Raw genomic sequence first — 20,892 nt, forward strand, 5'->3', positions numbered from 1 at the left:
TTGGTATGACATTATTACCTCCGTGAGGGATGTTCAAAACCATGAAACGTTGGCCTACCGTCAGACCTGGTATGAAACTCTATTACTCGCCCACAACTGGACAAAAGGAGAACGACAGTGCAATACGCAGAACGCCTGATCCAACCTCTTACCCAAAAAGAACTTGAAGCTCTTGCTGATGCACTCACGAATGACGACTGGTACATCGACTCAGGCATGTTCAGGGCATTCCTGTTCATATGCGAGACAGGTCTGAGCTGGGAAGATGTGAACCTTCTTAAATGGACTCAGATTGATAGAGATAAAGGTTTGCTTATTCACGACTACGACCGCCTTGGTGGTCAACCGGCAATGAAACTGTCGGAACTCGCACTCAGTTATCTTCCCGCCCAGGAAAGCGACAAAGTGTTCCCAAATTTGTACCTAGGTGGAGTAACCAGACCCAAGCGCAGAGATGCGAGATGCAATATCGATCTCTATATCTGGGCGAAGAAAGCCAAACTGAAACGGGACTTTTGCTACTATGCGGCACTCACTACATTCGTCGCTCAGAAGCTTTCCATGCTTATCGGGGGACAAAGAAATTGCCGATAGAATGAACATTACAGAGCATGACATTAGTCCACTTTTCTGGATTCCCTGCCAAAATTAGACCATCATGCATCGTGGGGTATAAAACCCCATACCAACCCCCGAGGCCCACCTGTTACCCCAGCGCAACCCTGACAAGCGCGTCTCTTCTTTCTCTCTCTTTTTCTCTCTTTCTCAATCTAATCTCCCGCGAGCGCGGGCCTGCCAGAGGAGCTGAGCTCGATCGGGGTAAGGCTCACCGGGTCAAAGACTGTCACGATAAAACATCGGGCTCACCCTCCCCCGACGCCGCGCAGCGGCGGCGATAGGGTCTTCTACCCCTCTTTGCATGATGGTCTAATTTTGACTATTCTCTAACCAATATTCTATCGGTACAAACCCAAGGTAAGGACCACCATGCAGACAAACTTCATCTCCGAACAGTACACGGCCATCACCCGTGACCTCGATCGCCTTGCAAAACTCATCAGGCGCCTACCCTATCGTTACGCCTGCGCCGCGGCCATCACTCCTACGGCCAAGGGCGCCGAGAGCGAACCGACAACCAGCATTGTCGTCCTGGAACAAACCGGGAGCGATGCCCTGTCGCTCGCCGCCGACTGCTACCGGGATCTCCACATCATCCCCCAGCTCTCCCAGAAGTCAGCCCGCCGAACCGTCGGCGTGTTGTGGCTCTCCCCTTCCCAGGTCGGTGCGGCCGCCACTGACGAGCTCCGGCAGCTGGTGGATCGCATCAACACAGCCAAAGCCGGTATCGAGGCGTTCATCGTCTCCAGCTACGGCACCCGCCAGGAGCGTTTTGAGGCACTCCGGGCCGAATGCCCCGGCGTGATGACCCTGCACCTGTACCGGCAGATCCGGTGCTATGCCGAGGGGGACGTGGATTCAATCCGGTTCACCTGGCAGCAAAAGGACTCGCTCAAACGGCCCGACAAAGATGAACTGATGCGCCGTATCCGGGTTGAGCTGGAGAAAGCAGGGCCAGATTTTCGACCGCCGCTGGAAGAGCTGCTCGACAGGATTTCCGGCACCCCCGAGGCAGCGCTGCGCGAGCGCCGGGAGGTCAAGGTGCAGCCGGTGGCAAACATCATGGCCGCGGGGGCACTGAGAACGGTGACGGCACCGATGCCTCTGATCCTACTCCAGGATGCTGATGCCAAGATCAAGATGCTCAAGTCGTTTGACCCGAAGGCAGGGCGCAAAACGCGGAACGACCGGGTGGAATCCCGTGTTATCGGGACATTTTGCGGGGTCGCCATCGAGGCGTTTCCGTTGTGATGACATGCTCAGGATGAGCAAGGTGGGCCGTTGAAAACGGCCATATCCCCCCCATATTATCCGATGACGACATGGCCCTGACGTGCATTGAGAGGTGTAAAAGGGGGGCAGTACGTTAAGCGAATTATCTAACGAAAATACATAAGGTTACGCTCTTACCGTACTTTTCGTTCTATTGGGCTTAGATCCCCATAGAATGATGACACAGGATGAACGTAAAACGGCAAATGGAGCAACTGGATATGACCCTTAAGATCGTTTCAACTCTGATTCTTTCAGGACATTCTGAAGAATGTAAATGCGAAATTTATCAGCAAGATACTGCTGAAGGCCCAAAATTTAACGCCTGTCTTTATGTACGCCGAGAGGTTCTCATGGTGCTAAAGGCAGGGCCGGTTAGTGTAAGTAGATTTGACGCGCCTACTTCAAAACCTGTACTAACGTGGGTTCAGGCCAGAATTCTTAACGATATCAATGTTACCTCTCTGGAAGATGCAGAGGCTACGATTAAACATCGTTTTATCCATGAAGCCTTCTTAATCCCAGCTTTTTTTGACTCTGCGCCTTTGGTTTAGATCTCATGTATTATTGCGTTTCTGTTATCGCAACAAGCCCCCCTGAACGCAGTGATCAGTAAGCACTTTGTCTCAGTGTGACAACGTAACATAAGGCCCCATGAGGGGCCTTATGTCTTCACGGCCATTTATCGGATCATCCCTCGCCATGACATGGCCGTAGTTATCACACCTCCCCACTAGAATGACCTAGGCCCTTAGGGCCTTACGGCGGCAACTCGGTTAGCAGACTCATCAGCGGCTCACTCGGGTCATGCGCTGATTCACGGCTTCACGGCCACCAGCTCCACCAGCAAATGCCTCAACTTCGCAGCCATGCCCTCCCATTGCTGAGCTGTATGACCGCCGCTCTGGGCAGTGTCAGCCGGTGAGCATATGAGAGGTACCACCACGGCTGATAGCTGGAAAATCTCAAACAACGCAAAATTATGATAATTACGATAAATCACAATAACGGTAATTTACCGTAATTATGGTTGTGCTATCATTCAGGAAAAATCGACGTCCTTATTTTGGAGAAATACCATGGCAAGAAAGCTGGTGGAATACGCCGATGTCGCGAAGGCAGCGCAAGCGCTGAAAGATGCAGGCAAAAAGCCCACTATCACAAGTATCCGTGAACTTCTTGATTCCAAAGGTAGCTACACCACCATATCCACCTACCTCAAACGCTGGGCAGAAGAAAACGCCTTGGAGCAATCCCCTCCAGAGATTGAGCTGCCCCAGGCCATCATTAATGACGGCAACGTCTTCCTGAAAAGGCTCTACCTCGCAGCCCAGACCGAGACCAACGAACGCCTCCAGCACGAGAGGGAGCTCATGTACAGGAAGGAGCAAGAGTTGAAGGATGAGCTTGAGCAAGCCATTGAGATGGCAAACAACGATGCCGAACGAGCAGACCTGTTCGAAGAGCAACTTGAAACCCTCAAGAGCCAGATGGCCGAGACTAACACGGCCCTCACACAGTCAGATAAAGCTCTGTCACTCAAGGCAGCAGAGTTGGAGCACGCCCTGGCTGACTTGAATCGGCTTCAAAAGCGATTTGCGGAGCTGGAAGACAATCTCGATGAAAAATCTCAGTCACTAATCCGCGCTCAAAACCAGCTGGAGCAGGCCGAGATTGAAAAGCGGTCATTGAGCCAAAAATTGGTAGATACAGAGGGTGAGCTGACCGTTCAAAAAAGCAAAAATATCGAACATGCCGAGAAGCTGCGGGCGGCCTACGAGCAAGGGGACGTGCTCAAAGCACAATTGGATACATTGCATTCCCGACTTGCAGACCTCCAGGGTGAACTTGCCACAGTAAAAGCCCAATGGAACGCATCTGAAAATGAGAGAAACAAATTAGAGATAAAACTCTCCGATGCTCAGGAGGAAATACGAAGCCTGCTTAAATCATCTGGCGTAATGGCTGGTCAGTTGCAGGAACGGGATAGCCATTCCAAGTCGCTTGAAGCAAAAATTTCCAAGCTTGAACAGGAGCTTGCGGAGGCAAACAGGCCCCTCCACATTGAGGAGGGCGCGAATAAAAAGGGGGATTGATGAAGCGAAAGCCAAATTATTCGGAATCATGGCGGGAAAGAGCCGCCAACCTCCAGATCAAGATCGAAGCTGCGATGTTGCTGGCAGCAGCCTATCCTGGCGATGAGTCATGGCTCTATCGGACTCATAACTGGGTCAGCGAGGTTGCAGAAGGCAAGGCTCCTGAGTGGTGGAGTGATCTGGACTGTGAGGCGGTACTCCCCAGAGAAGAAAAACGGATTCATCTCTTTATGGAGGCTCAAATGATGCGAGGTAACGGCCATATGGCTTTGGGCTCCGCGACATGAAGCCGTTACCTCCAGATACACCAGAACAAGCCTTGATCACCCAATACAAGGGCCGCCTTCTTGTAGTCAGGGCGTATGCCGGGACAGGAAAAACGACAACACTTGTCAAGTATGCTCACAACAACCTGAACTCACGCATCCTCTACATCGCCTACAACCGGGGAATCCGTGATGAGGCACGGGAAAAGTTTCCGGCCAACGTGGACTGTAAAACCTCCCACCAGCTGGCCTACGCCAGTATTGGCCGCATGTATCAGCACAAGCTCACTGGGAATCTGCGACTGACCGATATAGCTCAAGCCGTGGGTACCAAAAACTGGACGCTAGCCAAAGACATCCTGGACACCCTGAACGCCTTCATGTCCAGCGCAGACCTCCGGATCCTTTACACACACTTCGCTCGGGCAGATACCGGTAAGGTTCTTACTACGAAGCAGGCCCAATATATTTCCCAAGTTGTAGAAGGTGCCGAGTTCGTCTGGAGCAAGATGACAAACCCAGAAGATCCATTCCCTACTGTGCATGACTGCTACCTCAAACAATACCAGCTGGGGATGCCAAACTTGGCTCGCCGGTACACAACCATCCTGTTTGACGAGGCACAGGACTCAAATCCGGTAACCAGCAGCATCGTGCTGCAACAACAATGTAAAGTCATTTTGGTGGGTGACCGCCACCAGCAGATCTATCGCTTTAGAGGAGCCAATAATGCCTTGGACAGCAAAGATCTTGCTGGGGCCGACCAGCTATACCTGACACACAGTTGGCGATTTGGCCGCAATGTTGCCATCGTCGCAAATGCCCTACTGGAGTTAAAAGGTGAGAAACGTCCGGTTGTAGGTAGAGGAGTCACGGATCAAGTCGTTATGTTTCTCCCAAGAGACATAGGTCATCGGACTGTTATCCATCGCACTGTGATGGGCGTGATAGAGACAGCACTAGCCGCCACAGCCGAGGGAAAGAAGGTCTACTGGGTTGGTGGGATCGACGCATACCAGATCAACGAGCTCCAGGATATTTATTGGTACGCCAAGGCTGCGCCAGATAGGGTTCGAAACAAGAAGCTTCTTGACGATTTCCAAGATTACGGTGAGTACCAAGAGGTGGCTAAAGCCACTAAAGACCCAGAAATGTCGAGAGCCATCAAAATCATCAGCTCCTACGACAATATTCCCGATCTTCTAGCAATTTTACGCCTCAATACGGTGAAGGATGAGTTTAGTGCAGACATCACGGTTTCAACGGCGCATCGATGCAAAGGGCTTGAGTGGGATAACGTGCAGTTGTATGACGACTATCCTGATGTGCTGGACCCAGAGCTCGACACAACCACTAGGGATGACGAGATCAACCTGCTCTATGTAGCCTCAACCCGTGCAATGCGGGTGCTGGCCCTGAACAGTGCTGTTGAAATGGTCATTCGCTATATCACACATAAGCGGCTTGTTGAAAAGCAAATGAAGCTTGCTACAGAAGCCACCGAGGGTGGTGTAACCCAATAGCCAAAAAATTTCACATGTGAAATTTTTTGAAAACGCTCAATGCGCCCTTAATGGGCGCCAACACCTCTCTAGTTTCAGACCCGCCCCCCCTACCATATCAAGCATGGGAAAATACGCGCTTGAGATTATGAAACAATCACCTTTAAGCATTCTGCTTGTCACTGCACTAACTCTGGGAAACACATTCCCGGCTTGGTCACAGGACAATCAATCACGTTTTTATGAGCGAAAGGAAGAGGGTTGGTTCTGGTACAAGGAAGATCCTCCAGAAGAACCAGAGAAAAAACCCAAAAAGCCTGATCCTAAACCAGTTATCGCAGCCAAACCGGTGCAGGTACCGCCATCAGTCCCACCAGCAGCTCTTGGACCAGAGATGTTCTCTGCTAAGTGGTTCCGCGAAAACTTGCCAAAGTACAAAGATCTGGCTTGGGATAACCCGACCATCGAAAACGTCAGGACATTTTTGTACCTACAGCGCTTTGCAATTGACCGATCAGAACAGTTTTCGAATACAACTGAGCTTGCTGTTGTGGGAGACCCCTTCCTTGACGAAATATCACGACGACCCGCGGCAACATTCGCCTCACAACAAGTGGACCGTGATGCAGGCAAAGCAAAGAACAAGCTCCTCAAAAGTGTCGCGAGCCGTGTAGGTATTTTTTTCTTCTACAAATCCGATGACGAATACAGCGACCTCCAAGCCCCGCTGGTCAAGATGCTTGAGCAAGGTGAGGGGTTCACCATCATGCCGGTATCAATGGATGGTAAACCACTCCCAAGCGGGCTGTTCCCTGCATACAAAACCGATGACGGTCATGCCAAACAACTTGGAGTGATCACGCTCCCTGCTATCTATCTTGCCTCACCCGATGGACAGTTTGCTCCGATCGGCCAAGGCCCCATGTCACTCCCTGAGATCAACCACCGAATACTGGTGGCCGCTAAGCGTAACGGTTGGGTATCCGACGAAGAGTTCAATCAGACACGCCCGGTGCTGAACCTGGAGAACAACATTGCTGAGCGCATAGCATCCCAGGAACTCGGCTCTGATCTGCAAGAGCTTTCGCATAGCAGTAATGACAAAGACAACTTCATTCCACCGGATCAGTTGATGCAGTACATCCGGGGTAAATTACAGGAGTAATAAATGAACATAATGCAGCACACAAGGAAGAGCACTCTCGCGCTTTGCATCGCTGTTGGTAGCTTAATGATGACGGCTGATACTGCTGAGGCGCATGGCCTCCAGAGCGAGATGGATAAGCTCTTCGGCCAAATGAGTAACTCCACGCCACCTGGCGTCTATGAAAGTCAACGTCGCGGTGTTCTGGCTGGTGGGCGCTTTACTGGCAAGGCGAAGATTTTTGATGAGAACATTGTTGCTTTTGCCCCGCCTTCTTGGAAAGCAGGTTGTGGTGGTGTTGATCTCTTTGGAGGCTCGCTATCTTTCATTAATGCCGACCAAATAGTCCAGTTGCTGCGCTCAGTTGCAGCTAATGCAAAGGGGTACGCATTTCAACTAGCCCTAGATAACGTTTTTCCAGACGGAGCCAAATGGATTGAGAACTTTCAGAAGAAAGTTCAGGCACTGAACGAACATTTAGGCAACTCGTGCCAACTGGCTCAAGGCATTGTGAATGACGCCACCAGCAGCTTCGACATGCAACATAAAACCGATGCTTCCCTCAAAGCAACTACAACAGGCCTGTTCGAAGATTTCTTCGCCTCAAACACCCAAAGTACAGGCAAAAGCCCGATGGAAGAGCTCAAGGCCAACAAACCAACGGAGTACAAAAAGCTGATCGGGAATATTGTCTGGAAGCAGCTCAAGAACAACAACACTAGCTCATGGTTTTCATACGGAGACAACACCTTACTTGAATCCATTATGTCCCTCACAGGTACGGTAATCATTGGGGACCTTATCAATGATCCCAACGCGACCGGAAGTGGAGCAAAAACATCACCACTGACAACCCTTCCTGGGAACAAAATTTCGCTGTCAGACCTAATCTCCGGAGGCTCTGTAAAAATTTATTCCTGTGGCAGCGACACAACCGATTGTTTGACTGCGGGTACAGCTGGTAGCGGCAATAAGACAATCGTGCTGAAAGGGATGCGCGACCAGATCACAGACATTCTGCTCGGCACAAGCTCTACGCCGGGAGTCATTTATAAGTACGCAACAAACTCCGGCACTTTGACAGATCCCGAAAAAGCCTTCGTAACAAACCTACCTGGTGGGATGGGAGCGATTGTCCGCAACCTGTCTGTGTTGTCTCAAGATGGTGCGAACCTCTTTGCAACTGAATCGTCAGGAGCCATTGCACTTGCAATGATGTACGGCTTCACCGAAGAGTTCTTCCGGGCAGCCAGGATCTCTTTGGCAAATAGCCAATCCCCATACAAAAAAGAGGCTCTCGATCTCCTCGACCAGTCGCAACAGCAGATACGAAGTGAATACACAGTTCTTTCTTCCCAGTATGGAGACCTTTCAAGCCAGATCACGAAATACAACGCCCTTCTCGACAATATTCGCAAGCAGAAATACATGTTGGCCACCGTGTCCAACCCTCCGACAACAAACTAAGGAGCCAGTGAGATGGGCACGTTCACAATCTACTCTATAGGCGACTCAGCATTTCTTGAGCAAATACTAATTGCAGTGAGCATGATTACCGGCACTGGGGATTTCGAGAAGATGGTCTCTATTGGCCTACTGCTCGGGGTCTTGATGATCATGATCCAGTCAGTCTTTCAAGGCGCAAAGCAGATCAATATCCAGCAGATATTGGTCGGCTGGCTGATTTACGCCTGCTTTTTTGGCCCAAGCACAACAGTAACAATAGAGGACGCCTACACGGGGCAAGTCCGCGTAGTAGCAAACGTCCCCTTGGGTGTGGGCTTCACTGGAGGGATCATCTCCAACGTTGGTTATACCATCACCAATCTCTTTGAGACCGGATACGGAGTGATCGTCCCTAACGTAACAGAGAGCCACTTTTCCGAGACACTGAAACTCCTCAATGACGTTCGTCGGCGAGCTTACGATTCCGGAGTATTCACTGCGTTGAACGCTTCCAACGGTGGCGGTTATGTCGATGTTCGTCGCTCCTGGAACAACTACATCCGTGAATGCACCCTAACCAAAGTTGATTTAAACCTCATGTCACTGGACGAACTGATGAATCGTTCAACTGACACTGCCCTGAGATTCAATTCCCAGCTTTATGGTACTCGTCTTTATCTATCCACCTCAAACCCCGATGGAGCTGATTACACATGCACAGATGGTTGGGTAGCAATTAGCAATGCCACGGCCAACCTCAATAGCCCTTTGGTTATTGAAGCCCTGAACAACTTACTTGGTATAGATCCCGCGTCCGGGGATAACTCCTTCACCAAAATTTCAGACTCACTACAGGCTCTGGGAGCAAACACAACATCCTCCTTTGATTACATCAAAGCCGCAGTGCTAGAACCGCTCTACTATGAAGCAGCCTCAGGGCGTTACCAAGACCTACAGGACTTTGGCTCTGCCCTCATGATTAACCAGGCAGTTCAACAGCGGAACACTCAATGGGCGGCAGAACAAACCATGTTCATGACGGTTGTTCGTCCAATGCTGACCTTCTTTGAGGGATTCATCTACGCCATCACACCGATCATTGCCTTTATCATCGTCATGGGTAGTTTCGGGGTGCAACTGGCCGGTAAATATGTCCAGACCATACTTTGGATCCAGCTGTGGATGCCAGTTCTCTCAATTATTAACTTGTTCGTGCACACTGCCGCAACCAATCAGATGGCGAGCCTGAGCGCCAATGGACTCAACTCCATGTACGCCTTGTCATCGAGTGGTGATGTGTTGCAACACTGGATCGCCACGGGAGGAATGCTCGCAGCCTCAACACCTATCATCTCGCTATTCATCGTCTCTGGTAGCACTTATGCCTTCACCAGCTTGGCATCGAAGATCGGCGGCGGCGATCATGTTGACGAGAAAATTAATACTCCAGATCTCCTCAAGCAGGGGCCATTGATGCAATCTCAAGCGGCTTACAATCAAAACCAATTCAGTGGTGCTCTTGCTAGCGGGGCCGAAGGCATGATCAGCACGTTATCCCTAGGTTCGAATATGTCCTCCGCGGTCAGCTCTGCCCAAGCAAATCAGAAGCAAGCATCTGAGGCTTTCCAAAGCAATTTGACACGCGCCTTTTCAGACAGTACGAACCAAGCTCAAACCTACTCCAGACTCTCTAACATCGGACGCACCATCTCATCCCAAGGGACTGAACAGAGTTCGCTTGTTGACCAACAAGCGAAGAACTTTATGGAAAAATTCGGGGTGGACCAATCACACTCCGATGCAGTTAAAGGGGCAGTAGCGATGCAGGCATCAGGCTCTATTGATGGTGCCAAGTTTGCCGAAATGATGATGCCTCTTATAGGTAAAGCAGCGGTAGGCGCAGCTGGTAAAAAAGGCGATAGTCCGGTTGATGTAAGAGCAGGAATTACCGGCAGTACAGAATCCTCAGCGCAAGATTCAACAAACCGAACTTCGAGTGATGTTGCTCAATTCGCAAATGGCCTCAGCTACACTCAAACAGACAGTCAGGCACTAACAAACCAATTAGCACAGGGTTTTAGTCGCTCGGGGGGTGAAAGCTTCTCACATACCTGGGGAGATACTCTGTCACAAAATTTGTCGAAATCAGCCTCTGAGGTTGTTTCGGCTTCAAACACCTTCAACACCATGAGTCAGCTGCAAACCCAAGTGGGCTCAATGTCCAACACCGACTTCAAGGCTCTTGGTGGCGAAGTTGCTCGGTCTCCAGCTGCAATGAATCAGCTTAATGAATATTTCCGTAACGCTGCACCGGCAGCAGTTAAAGAGGAAGCAGCTTCGCTAGAACAACGTTACCGGTCCTATGGCATGACACCTGAGGTAGCTCAAGCCGCAGCTAGGATGACGGCTATGACCAACTCCTCTAACTACGAGCCAGGTAAGGAGATTGGCGGATTTCAAGCCGTTGTACAGGCCTATAACACAGCGACTGGACGAAATTCTGGCTATAGCGGTAATCCTTATGCAAACAGTGATCTCAACAGCCCGAACGTTACTGGCCTACCGAATCAGGTTCAAGGCGCAGTAGGAGATGGACCTAATATTGGACCTAATTTCCGGAGCAACACAGCTGCAACGGCAGCGACAAACCCGGCATCAGAGGTTGGTCAACTTCCAAATACCAGCCCCATTGTTCAGCAAGAACATCAGGCACGATCTGGTTCACTCGATAACAAAGCTAAAGACGTAGAGAAAAGGCTATCAGCCCCAGAGGTTAAAAAAGCACGGGACAACATGTTGAATGCACTCCCGCCAATGTCTTGGTCTGCGTCAGCGTGGGGCACATTGGATAACGGTGGTGAATGGGCAAGCCGCGCAGGGAAATCATTGATAGCAGGAGGTGAGGCTGGTGGTGCTGCATTCAATCAAATTGCAAACCAGATGCGGACAATGACACCTGAACAACGAGATGATTTCATTGCTACCACACAGAGGGGGGATAATGCACTGAAAGAGCAGTACGGCTGGCAAGGTGAAGCCCTTGTTGGAGCCGCTCAACTTGGTCGAGGGATCATTGGAGCTGCGGCCACTGGCTATGATGCCGCACAAGAGTGGATAACGGGAAAATCAGATTTATCCGAAGCGGCAAAGGGGATGAGCATAGAACAGCGGGGAGCCTTCTTTGCAGCCGCTCTTTCTGCGGCGACAGAAGCCGGTGTTGGAACTACGCAACAGTTCATGAAGCAATACGGGGATGAGTATAAAGAGACCATGCAATCTATTGCACAGAGTCATTATGGTTTGAACCAAAAACAGGCTGCTGTATTCGGGCAATCGTTCAGTACAGATAAGGGACAGATGGATCAAGCGGTCAACAACCTGAAAATGGATTATGCCGAACGTAATCCTGATGGCTCACCCATAATAGAAAATGGGAAGCCAGTCCTATCACCTGAAAACGAGAGATTTACAGACCAAATGGTAAACGTCTTGCAAAATGCTTCCGGTGCCGGTGATCGAGCTGGTAGTTACCTAACACCGATCAGGGGATACAACATCTCAGAAAGAGGGTTCAATTAGGTGAACAAATTAAAAGGGGCCCATCGGCCCCTTTTTAGTCATCCCCCAAGCCTATTCCTATTCCTTTCCCCCAACGAGCTCTTTCTGCTGCGTCAATAGAAGTAGGCCCATATACTCCATCAATCGAATCCCGGCTTGAACCTCGCAGGACTACACCTTTACTTCTCGTCTTTTTGATGGCACTGACAATGGCCAAAAGAACCAACATGGCAAGGGCTATTTGCCATTGGAAATAAGCAACACCACCCAATAACACAAGTGAAGCCCATAAACTTTTGTGAACTAACGCACAAAAAATACCCCCCCACACAACGAATGGACCGAGCACAAAAGCCATTCCCCAGGGGGTATCAGCCATCATCGGAATGCCCAAAAGCACAGAAGCCAAGAGCAAAATGTTAACCATCTTCCTCATCACGCCATCCCACAATCAACCATGTACCCCGATCTTACCACAGTCGCATAAAATGCAACCATGATGCGAGCGCCCCCTCAACCTCGGCAGCCAAAAATTTCACATGTGAAATTTTTGGCTGTACGAGCCATTACCAATACTGACAACTCATTACATTCTTGAACACGTCAATCGGATCCGATATGCTACTTGACAGGCCATTGCTTGCGCTTTGGCTCCCCTCTGGAACTCCAGAGCTTCAACTCCATATCGACCCCCTTTAAAGTCGCATCCCTTTAGAGCTCATCCACATTTGGATGGCCGAACCATTTTTTATCCCCATATAAATAGCTCACTCCCCACCAAAACAACTTTGTATTGGTAAAACATTAGCTTTGTCCCATCAGGCAAAAAGAACGCCATTTTGCCGTGATGATCTACTCAGTTTACGAAAATAAAAAACTCACTTTGTTCCAATGAAACATCGATAAAGAGCGATTGAATCGCTCTATCAATACTTTCAAATCAAAGAACCCAAATCCGCATTATTAGCGCTTAGCCACTGATTCATACCAAATAGTCAACCTGGTTGACAGTATCAATATTTGGACTTATAAATGCCTGCTTAAAGCGTCCATTTCATAAATTCAAATCACGCAGAAAGAAACACGAAAAAAATGCAGTTTAGGCAAATAAAAAGATGCCATTAGGCACAAAGGGGCAAGAATGGATAAATCAAACATGAGCAATGAGATCTGCTCTGAGGTACCTCGCGACCTCACAAAAAAACGCGAGTGGATCAAGTACCAACTCAAGATCAGAGGGCTCTCCTTGGCAAAAATTGGGCGCAAGCACAACATCTCGCGCCAGGTTGTCTCGACGGCCCTGTACCGTTCCAGCCCTCGGTGGGAGCATGAAATTGCCTCAGCGCTGGACATGCAACCAATCGAGTTATGGCCGGAACGATATGACTATCTGGGTATCCCACTCAGGGAGGTGAGTTGATGCAACGGAAAGCGACCTGCGCGATTATGCTCGCGTCAGCAATATGGTCTTCATCGACATACGCCATCAACCTGTCTGGCACCAGCTTCGACAAAGCAGCCAAGCGCTACAAACTGGACCCTCTGCTGGTCTACTCGATCGCGCTGGCTGAGTCAGCCTCAGGTCGTGGGGACGGAAACGTGGGGCCGTGGCAGTGGACCCTAAGAGGGCCAAATGGCCCATTTTATGGCCAGAACCAACAGGATACCCGAGCGAAATTTTTGGAGTGGCAACGACTTTACGGAAAAAAAATCGACGTTGGGATCATGCAAGTGAATTTGCGCTGGAATGGCCATCGAGTGGCGTCCTATGAAGAGCTCCTTGACCAAGATAAAAACATCATGACCGGCACAGAAGTGCTGTCAGAGGCCATCGAATCCTCTCCCGGAGATCTCGAACTAGGCATTGGTCGCTACCACAACTGGGACGACGAACTGAGGGCCAGAAACTACGGCTCTCGGATTTTAGCCATTTGGCGTAATCTCAGGGAGCTGGAGTGAAACATGGAGCTGGACATCATTAGCACTCTGGATATGCGCTCCCTGACAATGGAAGATGAGACCGCAGACCCTAACGTTTTCGAGTTCGATTACACACTCTGGAATTTGCTCAGCACTCTCTCCAGGGAGCACCCAGACATTGCTGCGAGCCAGTTCTCACTCAACATGAGCACGGTCCGCAAACTGGCAACTGCCACCCCTGAGCAGCTCAAAGCTCTATCATCGGGCGTCTGCCTGTCATTCCAGCTTCGAACCTCGGAATGCAGCATTCTCAACATTCTCAGGGAAAGATACGACCCAACAATTACCATCAGGCGCTCGCTGGAAGAGTTTGATGTTGCGTATTGGCTCTTGGTTAATCGGATGGCATTACGCGATCTTGAAATTGCAAGAGAGATATTTGGGATCTCGTATGAACTGGCAAGCGCTATAGCACAGGCCACCGACAGCCAACTGAGGCAGATGGCAGCAACCACAGTGACACGAATCGGCCTACGTTGTTCCCCATCGGTTATTGAAGAAATTCTCGAAGAGGGCAGAGAGGACATAACGCACTCCCTGCTGAAAAAAATTCAACAATCTCTGGGTCAAGGAGGATTGAGATGATTACTGGTGGTTCTGGTCTAGGGCAGTTAATTACAGCTCGGCACATGGTGCTCGCTGGTTACATCAATTACGTCATCACATTAGAAACTGGGCTGACCTACAAACAAATTCGCAAACTACGGCAAGAACTGAAAGGAGAGGGTTTTACCGTAAACCAATCCAAATCGCGAGCCGTGAGAGGCGGAGCAACCCTGATACATAGTCACGCATCGAAAATCCAGGCGTCACTACTGATGCAGTTGTACTCAAATATTGGTGGTGCCGGTGTTGTGCGCTCCATAAATGTAGCAGCCTTAGGCAAGGCATTTCGGATGTATCATGCCATCCGTAAGGAAATCCCTGGCCTAAACGGACCTAGATGGGAAGCATTTGACATTAGCGATGCGTGGTGCCTAGCAAAAGAATTGCGAACCGGGGATGCGATGATGGAGTTATGCAAGCATTGCAATTGCTCATACTTCACCTCATTCAACCAAAGAACATGTGTCGATTGTCCTTACTGTAAGGAGCAATCAACGCAGAAAGAAAGCTTGGATATGGATAGCGAAACCGAAAAAGAGTGCACATAAATCCACATATATACAACCCATTTAAAAAATAAGCGCCCAAAGGCGCTTATTTTTTAACTTTTAGCAGGCACTCTGTATCGCTCAAGTTCCACAGCACCAAGCCCCTTGAAAACCTCCGGTCGGCGACCTTGCCCACTCCACGGCACCCCATCTTTAATATATCTAGCGTTATCCAATTCAGATTTACCAACAATAATTTCATTCAAATACTCAATATCCACACCACGAGCATTCATATCGCTTATTATTTTTTCCGCTTCAATCCTTCGTGTTCTTTCAAGCTCCTCTTTGTTTTTTTGCTCCAACTCAAGCTCCGAATACACCGCTTCCAAGCGAGATATTATCTCTCTAAACTCATTCAGAGGCAGACCTCTCATTAATATCAACACGCGGTTCTTTCTTTTGAGCTCAGAAATAACAACCTCACGCCTCTCCGAGGCTGAGAGATTGATCAAACATTTTTTTTGCCCATCCAATAACAAGCCTTCACCTTCATTATTTCCAATATAATCTTTATTCATACTGAATCCAGTAATTTATTTTTCAGCAACTGCTTCCTTGAATTAACCCCATCATTCTCAGGCGTCACAAGTGGCTGTACCGGTGACTCTGGAGTCGTCATTTTGCCAGAAATTTGAAGAGAATACAGACCTAAGAGAGCAAGAGAGCGCAGCCTATCGCTACGCGCTTTATGGTTCATCTTGGATAGCTCTGCATGAAGCTCCGGAAAAGCCTGATCAGAAATGTTCAGGTTTGAGATTTTGCCATCCCATTTACCCCCTAGCATAACGACCTCCATCAGTTTATAGAAAAATATCAGCCGCAGAACCAAAATCCCTTGGCATTAGCAACCAGAGGATTACTGGTCATAACAATACGGCTTTTCGGGAATAGCTCTTTTGCAGCAGCCTTGTAAGACTCAGCTCCACCACCAGCAAGCAAAACTACATCCGCATCCATTCCGTCCTCTCGCATCGAAGTCCGCATTGGAATTAGCGCACTTTGAGCAACATTGAAAGACGCGCGTTCCAAATATTCTTTGAGCCCCACTTTCTGACCAAACAAGAGGATCTCATCCTTACCGGAACGAATAGCTTTTTCTATTTTATCTATTCCTGGAGAGCCACCGTGCTCTTCTTTAATCAACAGATTTATCGCCTCCAGTAGGACTGACATCGCTTTTAAGCTGGTACCTGATGAGTGATAACGAACCTCCCCACCCTCCAATGCAACCCAATCAACAGAGAAGAAACCAGGGTCAATGACTATGGTTTTCCCTTCTTGGAGAAGCTCCAGCAACCCCTCATCCTTGGCCGAGTTCACTATATCCATATAAGCACCGGCAGGTTGCGGCACCACAACCACCGACTTCACTGTCACAGATCGTTTCAGGGTAATTTGGTGCTCACCCTCTAAGCGCCTTTTCAAAGCTTCTCGAAGCTCTGGGTCCATGAACTGGCTCACTGGCAACCCCGTAACAAGAACATCAATTTCCTTTTGCTCAGACAGCAACAGGGCCGCATAGAATAGAGCCTTATATGGCTTTGTTGCAGGGTAATCACCGTGAAGCTCCCTGTCCCAGCCTTGAAGACGGTCTGGCTCAACCCCTGCAACCCATTTTTCACCGTCAATAACAACCTGAATGCAGTCCCCTTCACCCCCAGTCAGCTGCTGAGGCATCAGCGCCAACGGGGCGGCTCCAACGGGCAGCACCATAGTGCTGACATCCTCCCCATTAAACCCCATGGCCATCTTCAAGTTCGAGTAGCCAATATCAAGGCCCAAAATAAATTGTTTCATAAAACGCTCCGCTTTCGTGTTTAGGTGGCTTTTCGGTGGACTTCCAACCACAGGAACACAGAATACCGCCCGAAAAGTTATAGCCATGCCTCTGAATGTGCCGAAAATGGGCGTTTAGGTCGTTTTTCAGTGATTTTTTGCCCCCCACCCTACTCCTGAGCATCCGTATCAGCCTAGCCAGCACCGAGCCGTCCAATTCCCAAAGTATCGCTTGGCTTCAACATGCCCTGATGGCTCGACTAAAAATGAAAGTCTGGCACCACTCTTCTATCTATCTGGAAAAAAATACTAAAAAAACCAAAATCATCATCTGAAAAAGGAAAACAGTTAGTAGTTTTCCAGATAGATAGATGACTCATTGACAAATTCCACCTCTGCGTTAGCCTGTTGCAAAGGTTTTGGTTGTATTGGAAAATTATGAGCAGTTTTCCAGATAGATAGTTATCTGGAAAGGAATTGGCCGGGGATTGGGGGGTTTGTTTGGCGAGTTTACCTACAACTAGATGGCTGGAGCTACTAGAGCCATCTCTAGTCGATGAGCGTTCTGAGATCACAACGGACGTTCTATCGTTAGAGAAGGAGCAATTTGTAACAGAGGTACGAAGTCAAATTGAACGAGCCCTCGCTGTGCTCGCAGTCGAAGCACAGCAGGAAGCAGATATGTACTGGGCCTCACACCAGCTAGCGCGAGAGGATGCAGGTGAAGATGAGCAAGGGCGAATCGGCACCCGTGTACGAATCATCGGAAAGGTTTCACTAAGCGCAGAGTGGTATCGAAACAGATTCGTCAGCACAGCTCCGAATGAGAAGAAGCTCGTTTTTTCGACATACATCAAGAAGGGGAAAAACCCCAACTACAGCATGGCAAACTTCAAAAACGAGCCACAGTGGGCACAGGCTCTCATAGCGCAAGTAGAGTCCCGCTATGTGATATTCAGGAAACGGGCCGCAGCCCTTTCGAAAATCCGTCGAGCGTTATGCGAATACGAGAAATTACTTAACAAGACACATAGCGACGAGGTATGACACAATGACTGAATCTGTATCGGCAACTGAACTGGCGAAACTGGGTAAATGCGCCTCTCTGATAAAGTCTGTCAACAAGGACTCAGTTGCGGTAAGAACTGTACGCACAGTGAAGCAAAACCCAAGTTTGTCGTCACACAACGAAAACACCCTGAGGGGTGAGATGGCGCATTTACGATATGAATCAGCGGCACAACGATTCATGAATCATGCCGCGCAAGGAAAGCACCAGATCTATCGAGTGGTATTTTCGGCCACGGTAGCGATGGGATTGCTGACGTTACTTGCTGCATGGACAATCAACTAAACGGCACTGACGAAACATGACCAGAAAATCGAAAGACAAAGACGTCGAGAAGTTGCTCATTGAGAAGAACTCTCCGCAGATGAGTCTTTTTGAAATTATCGAGTCACCAGGAAAGGAGAGCGAATACTCGAATACAATCGAGCTTTACGACGCTCTACCTAAGTATGTTTGGGACACCAAACGAGAACGGGAAGATCTATCAAACGCCGTAGTGACGAGACAGTGCACGCTCAGGGGCCAGCAATTCACCGTAAAAATTAAACCGGCAATAATTGAGAAGGAGGGAGGCCGATCTGTTCTTATATATGCTGGGCAACGGGAGGAAATAGTCGAAGATGCTTTGCGTAAGCTCGCGGTGAAAGGTGCTGGTCTTGTTATTGAAGGCAAGGCTTCTGTCATGTTCTCGCTACATCAACTACGTCAAGAACTAGCAAAACTTGGTCATACCTACAGTTTCTACGAAATTAAAGAAGCTATTCTTGTTTGCCGCGGCGCAACTCTCGAATGCATCAGCAATGATGGCGGAACCATTTTCAGCTCCAGTTTTTTCCCGATGGTTGGACTTACCACTCTCAACGATCTGAAAAATAAAAAGCAGGATGCTCGCTGTTATGTGCAATTTCACCCATTGGTGCATGAATCAATTATCAGCCTAACGTACCGACAGTACAATTACAAAATCGGGATGAATATACGCTCCCCGCTTGCGCGATTTATATATAAGCGGATGAGCCATTATTGGACTCAAGCATCATTGAGCACACCTTACACGCCGTCGCTAAAAAGTTTCCTGAGCCAAAGCCCAAGAGAATTAAGCCCGAGGATGCCAGAAAATATCAGAGCTATGAAAAATGCTCTCGATGTTTTAGTTGGGGAGCAAATAATTAGCGAGTATGAGGCTAATCAAATTAAAGATGGCCGCAAGACACTTGATGTGAGATATGTAATCCTGCCACATGAAAAATTCGTAAAGCAGATGATGGCCTCGAATAAACGCAGGCAGCAGATTGAGCAAAAAGCACTAGGACAATAAGCGACAAGAGTAAATAACCCACAAATGGCTCCGCAACTTACGAACAAGGCCAGCTTTACTGGCTTTGTTCTTTCGCGCCAACAAAACAACATAACCTCCCCCTTGCCTGCCCACCCAAGATCAGCAGGTTTGCTGCACGGTTGGATTGCGCCACCGTTCAGATACCGTCCCTCCATCATCACGCATCAACACAGGCTCTCAAGACCGCCTGAGACGCATTCCGAAGCACCCAGCTTAGGAGATAGGCTCCAACGTCACGGAGGCACTCCTGAGAGCTGTATAGAGGCTATAAGCTCAGCGTTGGAACTATCCACCAGCAACAAAGCCCTATCACCATTGACGAATGGATCTTGGCGCTGACCAAGCAGGAGCGCACTTAATCCGAGATACCGGAATCCCAGGAAGTCGTAAGCGCATCGTCAGAGATGCCAGCTCGGCCGGAGGAGCAAGGAGCTGCATTTTACACTCGACACCCGGCGATCGGGTTTTCCGGCAACTGGTGGAACCGCCCCCCACAATCGTCCGTCGTCATACCACCGGCTAACTGGTTGTTCTGCCAATCCAGCACGAGACACAGTTGTGTAGGGAGCCTAGCGTTGGACTTAACACTCTCGCTGCGGCCATGCCGGTACCGTGGGCTTATCACCCACAGAGTTCATTCAGGGCCCCTTAGCAGTCCGACTGCATTTCAGAGATCTCGCAGTAACTGTGGATATTCACGGTAGGTTACCTGCACGAGTGACGGTAGGTTTGTTGCACCATAACGCCCCTGACAATTCGATGGACGGATCTTCGCGGGGTTATCGAAAATTGTCACAGTATGTTTTGCATTCAATCAGACCCCAAAAACAATTCAGACTCTTTCACGCGGTAGGTTCACTGCGTGAATAACAAAGCGGTAGGTTTGTTGCACGATAGCTACGTGGGTGACGGTAGGTTCGTGGAGTACATGAAAACCAAGAACCCCGCAATGCGTTGCAGATGAATCCCCTTGGTAGCACAATACTGATGCATTGAAACTAAATAATGGATAGTTCAGGTCATGAAAAAGTTATTGGCTGTCACGTTGGCACTCACCTCGATCTCGGGATTTTCTTACACCTCTCCAGAGGATGCTTTCGAGGATGCGGACTTTGTGGATGTGGTATTTGTCCCATATGTCTCAGATGAAGCAATCTACCTTACTAAAGGGTACGAGTCGTTGAGGGGGGTGGATGAGTTCATTGAAGTAATCATGATGGTTAACAACAAACTCGCCGATGAATGTGGTGCAGTTGCAGAACCATCATCTTTTGCAACGAGCCGCTTGATCGCAACTATGGCGGACGCTCAGAGACATGGGAATCACGATGTAGTGAAAGCAGGGCTGGACAAAGTTACTTGCGCGATCTTCAACCAGGACAACCTGAATCAAGAGCTCGATGCAAAGAAGGGAGTCCAAACACCAAGACAGGGAAAAATAGCTCAGCAGTAGTAGCCTCCTTAAACACTTGAACCGCCTTTTGGGGCGGTTTTTTTTGCCCAAATTTAACCGGGGAGGCTCTCCCCATAGGATTGAGACGGTAGGTTTGCTGCACGATAGGAGACCAGGGGGGAAGGCGGTAGGTTTGCTGCACGATAGGAGACCAGGGGGGAAGGCGGTAGGTTTACTGCACGACAGGAGACCAGGGGGGAAGGCGGTAGGTTTACT

General features: G+C 49.2%; 21 protein-coding genes. 17 read left to right on the forward strand and 4 right to left on the reverse strand.

Going from position 1 to position 20,892, the window contains the following annotated elements; genetic code table 11:
* The first annotated feature begins 117 nt into the window (after window positions 1-117).
* The 9 genes from AB5Y53_RS07955 (at window position 118) to AB5Y53_RS07995 (ending at window position 11,923) form a co-directional block, all read left to right on the forward strand.
* On the forward strand, window positions 118-594 hold the full coding sequence (locus tag AB5Y53_RS07955) for a hypothetical protein (RefSeq protein WP_368181564.1): 477 nt from the start codon (window positions 118-120) through the stop codon (window positions 592-594).
* 393 nt (window positions 595-987) lie between these two features.
* On the forward strand, window positions 988-1,869 hold the full coding sequence (locus AB5Y53_RS07960; protein ID WP_368181565.1) for a DNA replication terminus site-binding protein: 882 nt from the start codon (window positions 988-990) through the stop codon (window positions 1,867-1,869).
* A gap of 242 nt (window positions 1,870-2,111) precedes the next feature.
* On the forward strand, window positions 2,112-2,444 hold the full coding sequence (locus AB5Y53_RS07965) for a hypothetical protein (protein WP_368181566.1): 333 nt from the start codon (window positions 2,112-2,114) through the stop codon (window positions 2,442-2,444).
* Between the two features lie 525 nt (window positions 2,445-2,969).
* Window positions 2,970-3,986, forward strand: a complete 1,017-nt coding sequence (locus tag AB5Y53_RS07970; protein ID WP_368181567.1) for a DNA-binding protein — start codon at window positions 2,970-2,972, stop codon at window positions 3,984-3,986.
* On the forward strand, window positions 3,986-4,273 hold the full coding sequence (locus AB5Y53_RS07975) for a hypothetical protein (protein ID WP_059296363.1): 288 nt from the start codon (window positions 3,986-3,988) through the stop codon (window positions 4,271-4,273). The genes AB5Y53_RS07970 and AB5Y53_RS07975 overlap by 1 nt, the downstream gene beginning before the upstream one ends.
* Window positions 4,270-5,775 (forward strand): UvrD-helicase domain-containing protein, encoded by a 1,506-nt coding sequence (locus tag AB5Y53_RS07980; protein ID WP_059296362.1) that lies wholly within the window; start codon window positions 4,270-4,272, stop codon window positions 5,773-5,775. The genes AB5Y53_RS07975 and AB5Y53_RS07980 overlap by 4 nt, the downstream gene beginning before the upstream one ends.
* Before the next feature lie 127 nt (window positions 5,776-5,902).
* Window positions 5,903-6,919, forward strand: a complete 1,017-nt coding sequence (traF, locus tag AB5Y53_RS07985; protein ID WP_047235011.1) for a conjugal transfer protein TraF — start codon at window positions 5,903-5,905, stop codon at window positions 6,917-6,919.
* 3 nt (window positions 6,920-6,922) lie between these two features.
* The gene (locus AB5Y53_RS07990; protein WP_052814315.1) at window positions 6,923-8,365 is read left to right on the forward strand and encodes a conjugal transfer protein TraH; all 1,443 of its coding nucleotides are present in this window, start codon (window positions 6,923-6,925) and stop codon (window positions 8,363-8,365) included.
* 12 nt (window positions 8,366-8,377) lie between these two features.
* Complete coding sequence (locus AB5Y53_RS07995; protein ID WP_368181569.1) at window positions 8,378-11,923, forward strand: conjugal transfer protein TraG N-terminal domain-containing protein; 3,546 nt, start codon at window positions 8,378-8,380, stop codon at window positions 11,921-11,923.
* A 34-nt stretch (window positions 11,924-11,957) separates the two neighbouring features.
* Here AB5Y53_RS07995 and AB5Y53_RS08000 read toward each other — a convergent pair whose 3' ends face one another.
* A complete protein-coding gene (locus AB5Y53_RS08000; protein WP_232489916.1) occupies window positions 11,958-12,338 on the reverse strand; it encodes a hypothetical protein in 381 nt (126 codons plus the stop codon).
* Window positions 12,339-13,058: 720 nt separating this feature from the next.
* On the opposite strand from AB5Y53_RS08000, the gene AB5Y53_RS08005 reads away from it, so the two are divergent.
* Genes AB5Y53_RS08005 through AB5Y53_RS08020 form a run of 4 tightly spaced genes read left to right on the forward strand, consistent with a single transcriptional unit; the run spans window position 13,059 to window position 15,036 of the window.
* Entirely contained in the window at window positions 13,059-13,322 is a 264-nt protein-coding gene (locus AB5Y53_RS08005; RefSeq protein ID WP_080962353.1) for a helix-turn-helix domain-containing protein, read from the forward strand.
* Entirely contained in the window at window positions 13,322-13,861 is a 540-nt protein-coding gene (locus AB5Y53_RS08010) for a transglycosylase SLT domain-containing protein (protein ID WP_047235008.1), read from the forward strand. Before AB5Y53_RS08005 ends, AB5Y53_RS08010 begins: the two co-directional genes overlap by 1 nt.
* Before the next feature lie 3 nt (window positions 13,862-13,864).
* Window positions 13,865-14,467, forward strand: a complete 603-nt coding sequence (locus AB5Y53_RS08015) for a flagellar transcriptional regulator FlhD (protein WP_052814314.1) — start codon at window positions 13,865-13,867, stop codon at window positions 14,465-14,467.
* The gene (locus tag AB5Y53_RS08020) at window positions 14,464-15,036 is read left to right on the forward strand and encodes a FlhC family transcriptional regulator (protein ID WP_047235007.1); all 573 of its coding nucleotides are present in this window, start codon (window positions 14,464-14,466) and stop codon (window positions 15,034-15,036) included. The genes AB5Y53_RS08015 and AB5Y53_RS08020 overlap by 4 nt, the downstream gene beginning before the upstream one ends.
* Before the next feature lie 53 nt (window positions 15,037-15,089).
* Here the strand turns inward: AB5Y53_RS08020 and AB5Y53_RS08025 are convergent, their stop codons facing one another.
* Genes AB5Y53_RS08025 through AB5Y53_RS08035 form a run of 3 tightly spaced genes read right to left on the reverse strand, consistent with a single transcriptional unit; the run spans window position 15,090 to window position 16,836 of the window.
* Window positions 15,090-15,557, reverse strand: coding sequence for a DNA-binding protein (locus tag AB5Y53_RS08025; protein WP_080962352.1), 468 nt, complete (start codon window positions 15,555-15,557; stop codon window positions 15,090-15,092).
* Complete coding sequence (locus AB5Y53_RS08030; RefSeq protein ID WP_047235006.1) at window positions 15,554-15,823, reverse strand: hypothetical protein; 270 nt, start codon at window positions 15,821-15,823, stop codon at window positions 15,554-15,556. The genes AB5Y53_RS08025 and AB5Y53_RS08030 overlap by 4 nt, the downstream gene beginning before the upstream one ends.
* A 29-nt stretch (window positions 15,824-15,852) precedes the next feature.
* Window positions 15,853-16,836, reverse strand: a complete 984-nt coding sequence (locus tag AB5Y53_RS08035; RefSeq protein ID WP_047235005.1) for a ParM/StbA family protein — start codon at window positions 16,834-16,836, stop codon at window positions 15,853-15,855.
* A gap of 627 nt (window positions 16,837-17,463) precedes the next feature.
* On the opposite strand from AB5Y53_RS08035, the gene mobI reads away from it, so the two are divergent.
* From mobI to AB5Y53_RS08055, 4 genes are all read left to right on the forward strand, one after another.
* Complete coding sequence (mobI, locus tag AB5Y53_RS08040) at window positions 17,464-17,862, forward strand: conjugative transfer protein MobI(A/C) (RefSeq protein WP_368181573.1); 399 nt, start codon at window positions 17,464-17,466, stop codon at window positions 17,860-17,862.
* Between the two features lie 4 nt (window positions 17,863-17,866).
* The gene (locus tag AB5Y53_RS08045) at window positions 17,867-18,169 is read left to right on the forward strand and encodes a hypothetical protein (RefSeq protein ID WP_080962351.1); all 303 of its coding nucleotides are present in this window, start codon (window positions 17,867-17,869) and stop codon (window positions 18,167-18,169) included.
* 16 nt (window positions 18,170-18,185) lie between these two features.
* On the forward strand, window positions 18,186-19,202 hold the full coding sequence (locus AB5Y53_RS08050) for a hypothetical protein (RefSeq protein WP_047235003.1): 1,017 nt from the start codon (window positions 18,186-18,188) through the stop codon (window positions 19,200-19,202).
* 1,042 nt (window positions 19,203-20,244) lie between these two features.
* On the forward strand, window positions 20,245-20,676 hold the full coding sequence (locus tag AB5Y53_RS08055) for a hypothetical protein (RefSeq protein WP_047235002.1): 432 nt from the start codon (window positions 20,245-20,247) through the stop codon (window positions 20,674-20,676).
* Window positions 20,677-20,892: the final 216 nt, after the last annotated feature.

The sequence above is a fragment of the Aeromonas sp. R7-5 genome (genome assembly GCF_040908015.1).
GTDB lineage: Bacteria > Pseudomonadota > Gammaproteobacteria > Enterobacterales > Aeromonadaceae > Aeromonas > Aeromonas caviae.

Bases quoted from the DNA above. Each gene is read 5' to 3' on its own strand.
- AB5Y53_RS07960 (WP_368181565.1), top strand. From the start codon at position 988: ATGCAGACAAACTTCATCTCCGAACAGTACACGGCCATCACCCGTGAC.
- AB5Y53_RS07965 (WP_368181566.1), top strand. From the start codon at position 2,112: ATGACCCTTAAGATCGTTTCAACTCTGATTCTTTCAGGACATTCTGAA.
- AB5Y53_RS07970 (WP_368181567.1), top strand. From the start codon at position 2,970: ATGGCAAGAAAGCTGGTGGAATACGCCGATGTCGCGAAGGCAGCGCAA.
- AB5Y53_RS07975 (WP_059296363.1), top strand. From the start codon at position 3,986: ATGAAGCGAAAGCCAAATTATTCGGAATCATGGCGGGAAAGAGCCGCC.
- AB5Y53_RS07980 (WP_059296362.1), top strand. From the start codon at position 4,270: ATGAAGCCGTTACCTCCAGATACACCAGAACAAGCCTTGATCACCCAA.
- traF (WP_047235011.1), top strand. From the start codon at position 5,903: ATGAAACAATCACCTTTAAGCATTCTGCTTGTCACTGCACTAACTCTG.
- AB5Y53_RS07990 (WP_052814315.1), top strand. From the start codon at position 6,923: ATGAACATAATGCAGCACACAAGGAAGAGCACTCTCGCGCTTTGCATC.
- AB5Y53_RS07995 (WP_368181569.1), top strand. From the start codon at position 8,378: ATGGGCACGTTCACAATCTACTCTATAGGCGACTCAGCATTTCTTGAG.
- AB5Y53_RS08000 (WP_232489916.1), bottom strand. From the start codon at position 12,338: ATGAGGAAGATGGTTAACATTTTGCTCTTGGCTTCTGTGCTTTTGGGC.
- AB5Y53_RS08005 (WP_080962353.1), top strand. From the start codon at position 13,059: ATGAGCAATGAGATCTGCTCTGAGGTACCTCGCGACCTCACAAAAAAA.
- AB5Y53_RS08010 (WP_047235008.1), top strand. From the start codon at position 13,322: ATGCAACGGAAAGCGACCTGCGCGATTATGCTCGCGTCAGCAATATGG.
- AB5Y53_RS08015 (WP_052814314.1), top strand. From the start codon at position 13,865: ATGGAGCTGGACATCATTAGCACTCTGGATATGCGCTCCCTGACAATG.
- AB5Y53_RS08020 (WP_047235007.1), top strand. From the start codon at position 14,464: ATGATTACTGGTGGTTCTGGTCTAGGGCAGTTAATTACAGCTCGGCAC.
- AB5Y53_RS08025 (WP_080962352.1), bottom strand. From the start codon at position 15,557: ATGAATAAAGATTATATTGGAAATAATGAAGGTGAAGGCTTGTTATTG.
- AB5Y53_RS08030 (WP_047235006.1), bottom strand. From the start codon at position 15,823: ATGCTAGGGGGTAAATGGGATGGCAAAATCTCAAACCTGAACATTTCT.
- AB5Y53_RS08035 (WP_047235005.1), bottom strand. From the start codon at position 16,836: ATGAAACAATTTATTTTGGGCCTTGATATTGGCTACTCGAACTTGAAG.
- AB5Y53_RS08045 (WP_080962351.1), top strand. From the start codon at position 17,867: ATGACTGAATCTGTATCGGCAACTGAACTGGCGAAACTGGGTAAATGC.
- AB5Y53_RS08050 (WP_047235003.1), top strand. From the start codon at position 18,186: ATGACCAGAAAATCGAAAGACAAAGACGTCGAGAAGTTGCTCATTGAG.
- AB5Y53_RS08055 (WP_047235002.1), top strand. From the start codon at position 20,245: ATGAAAAAGTTATTGGCTGTCACGTTGGCACTCACCTCGATCTCGGGA.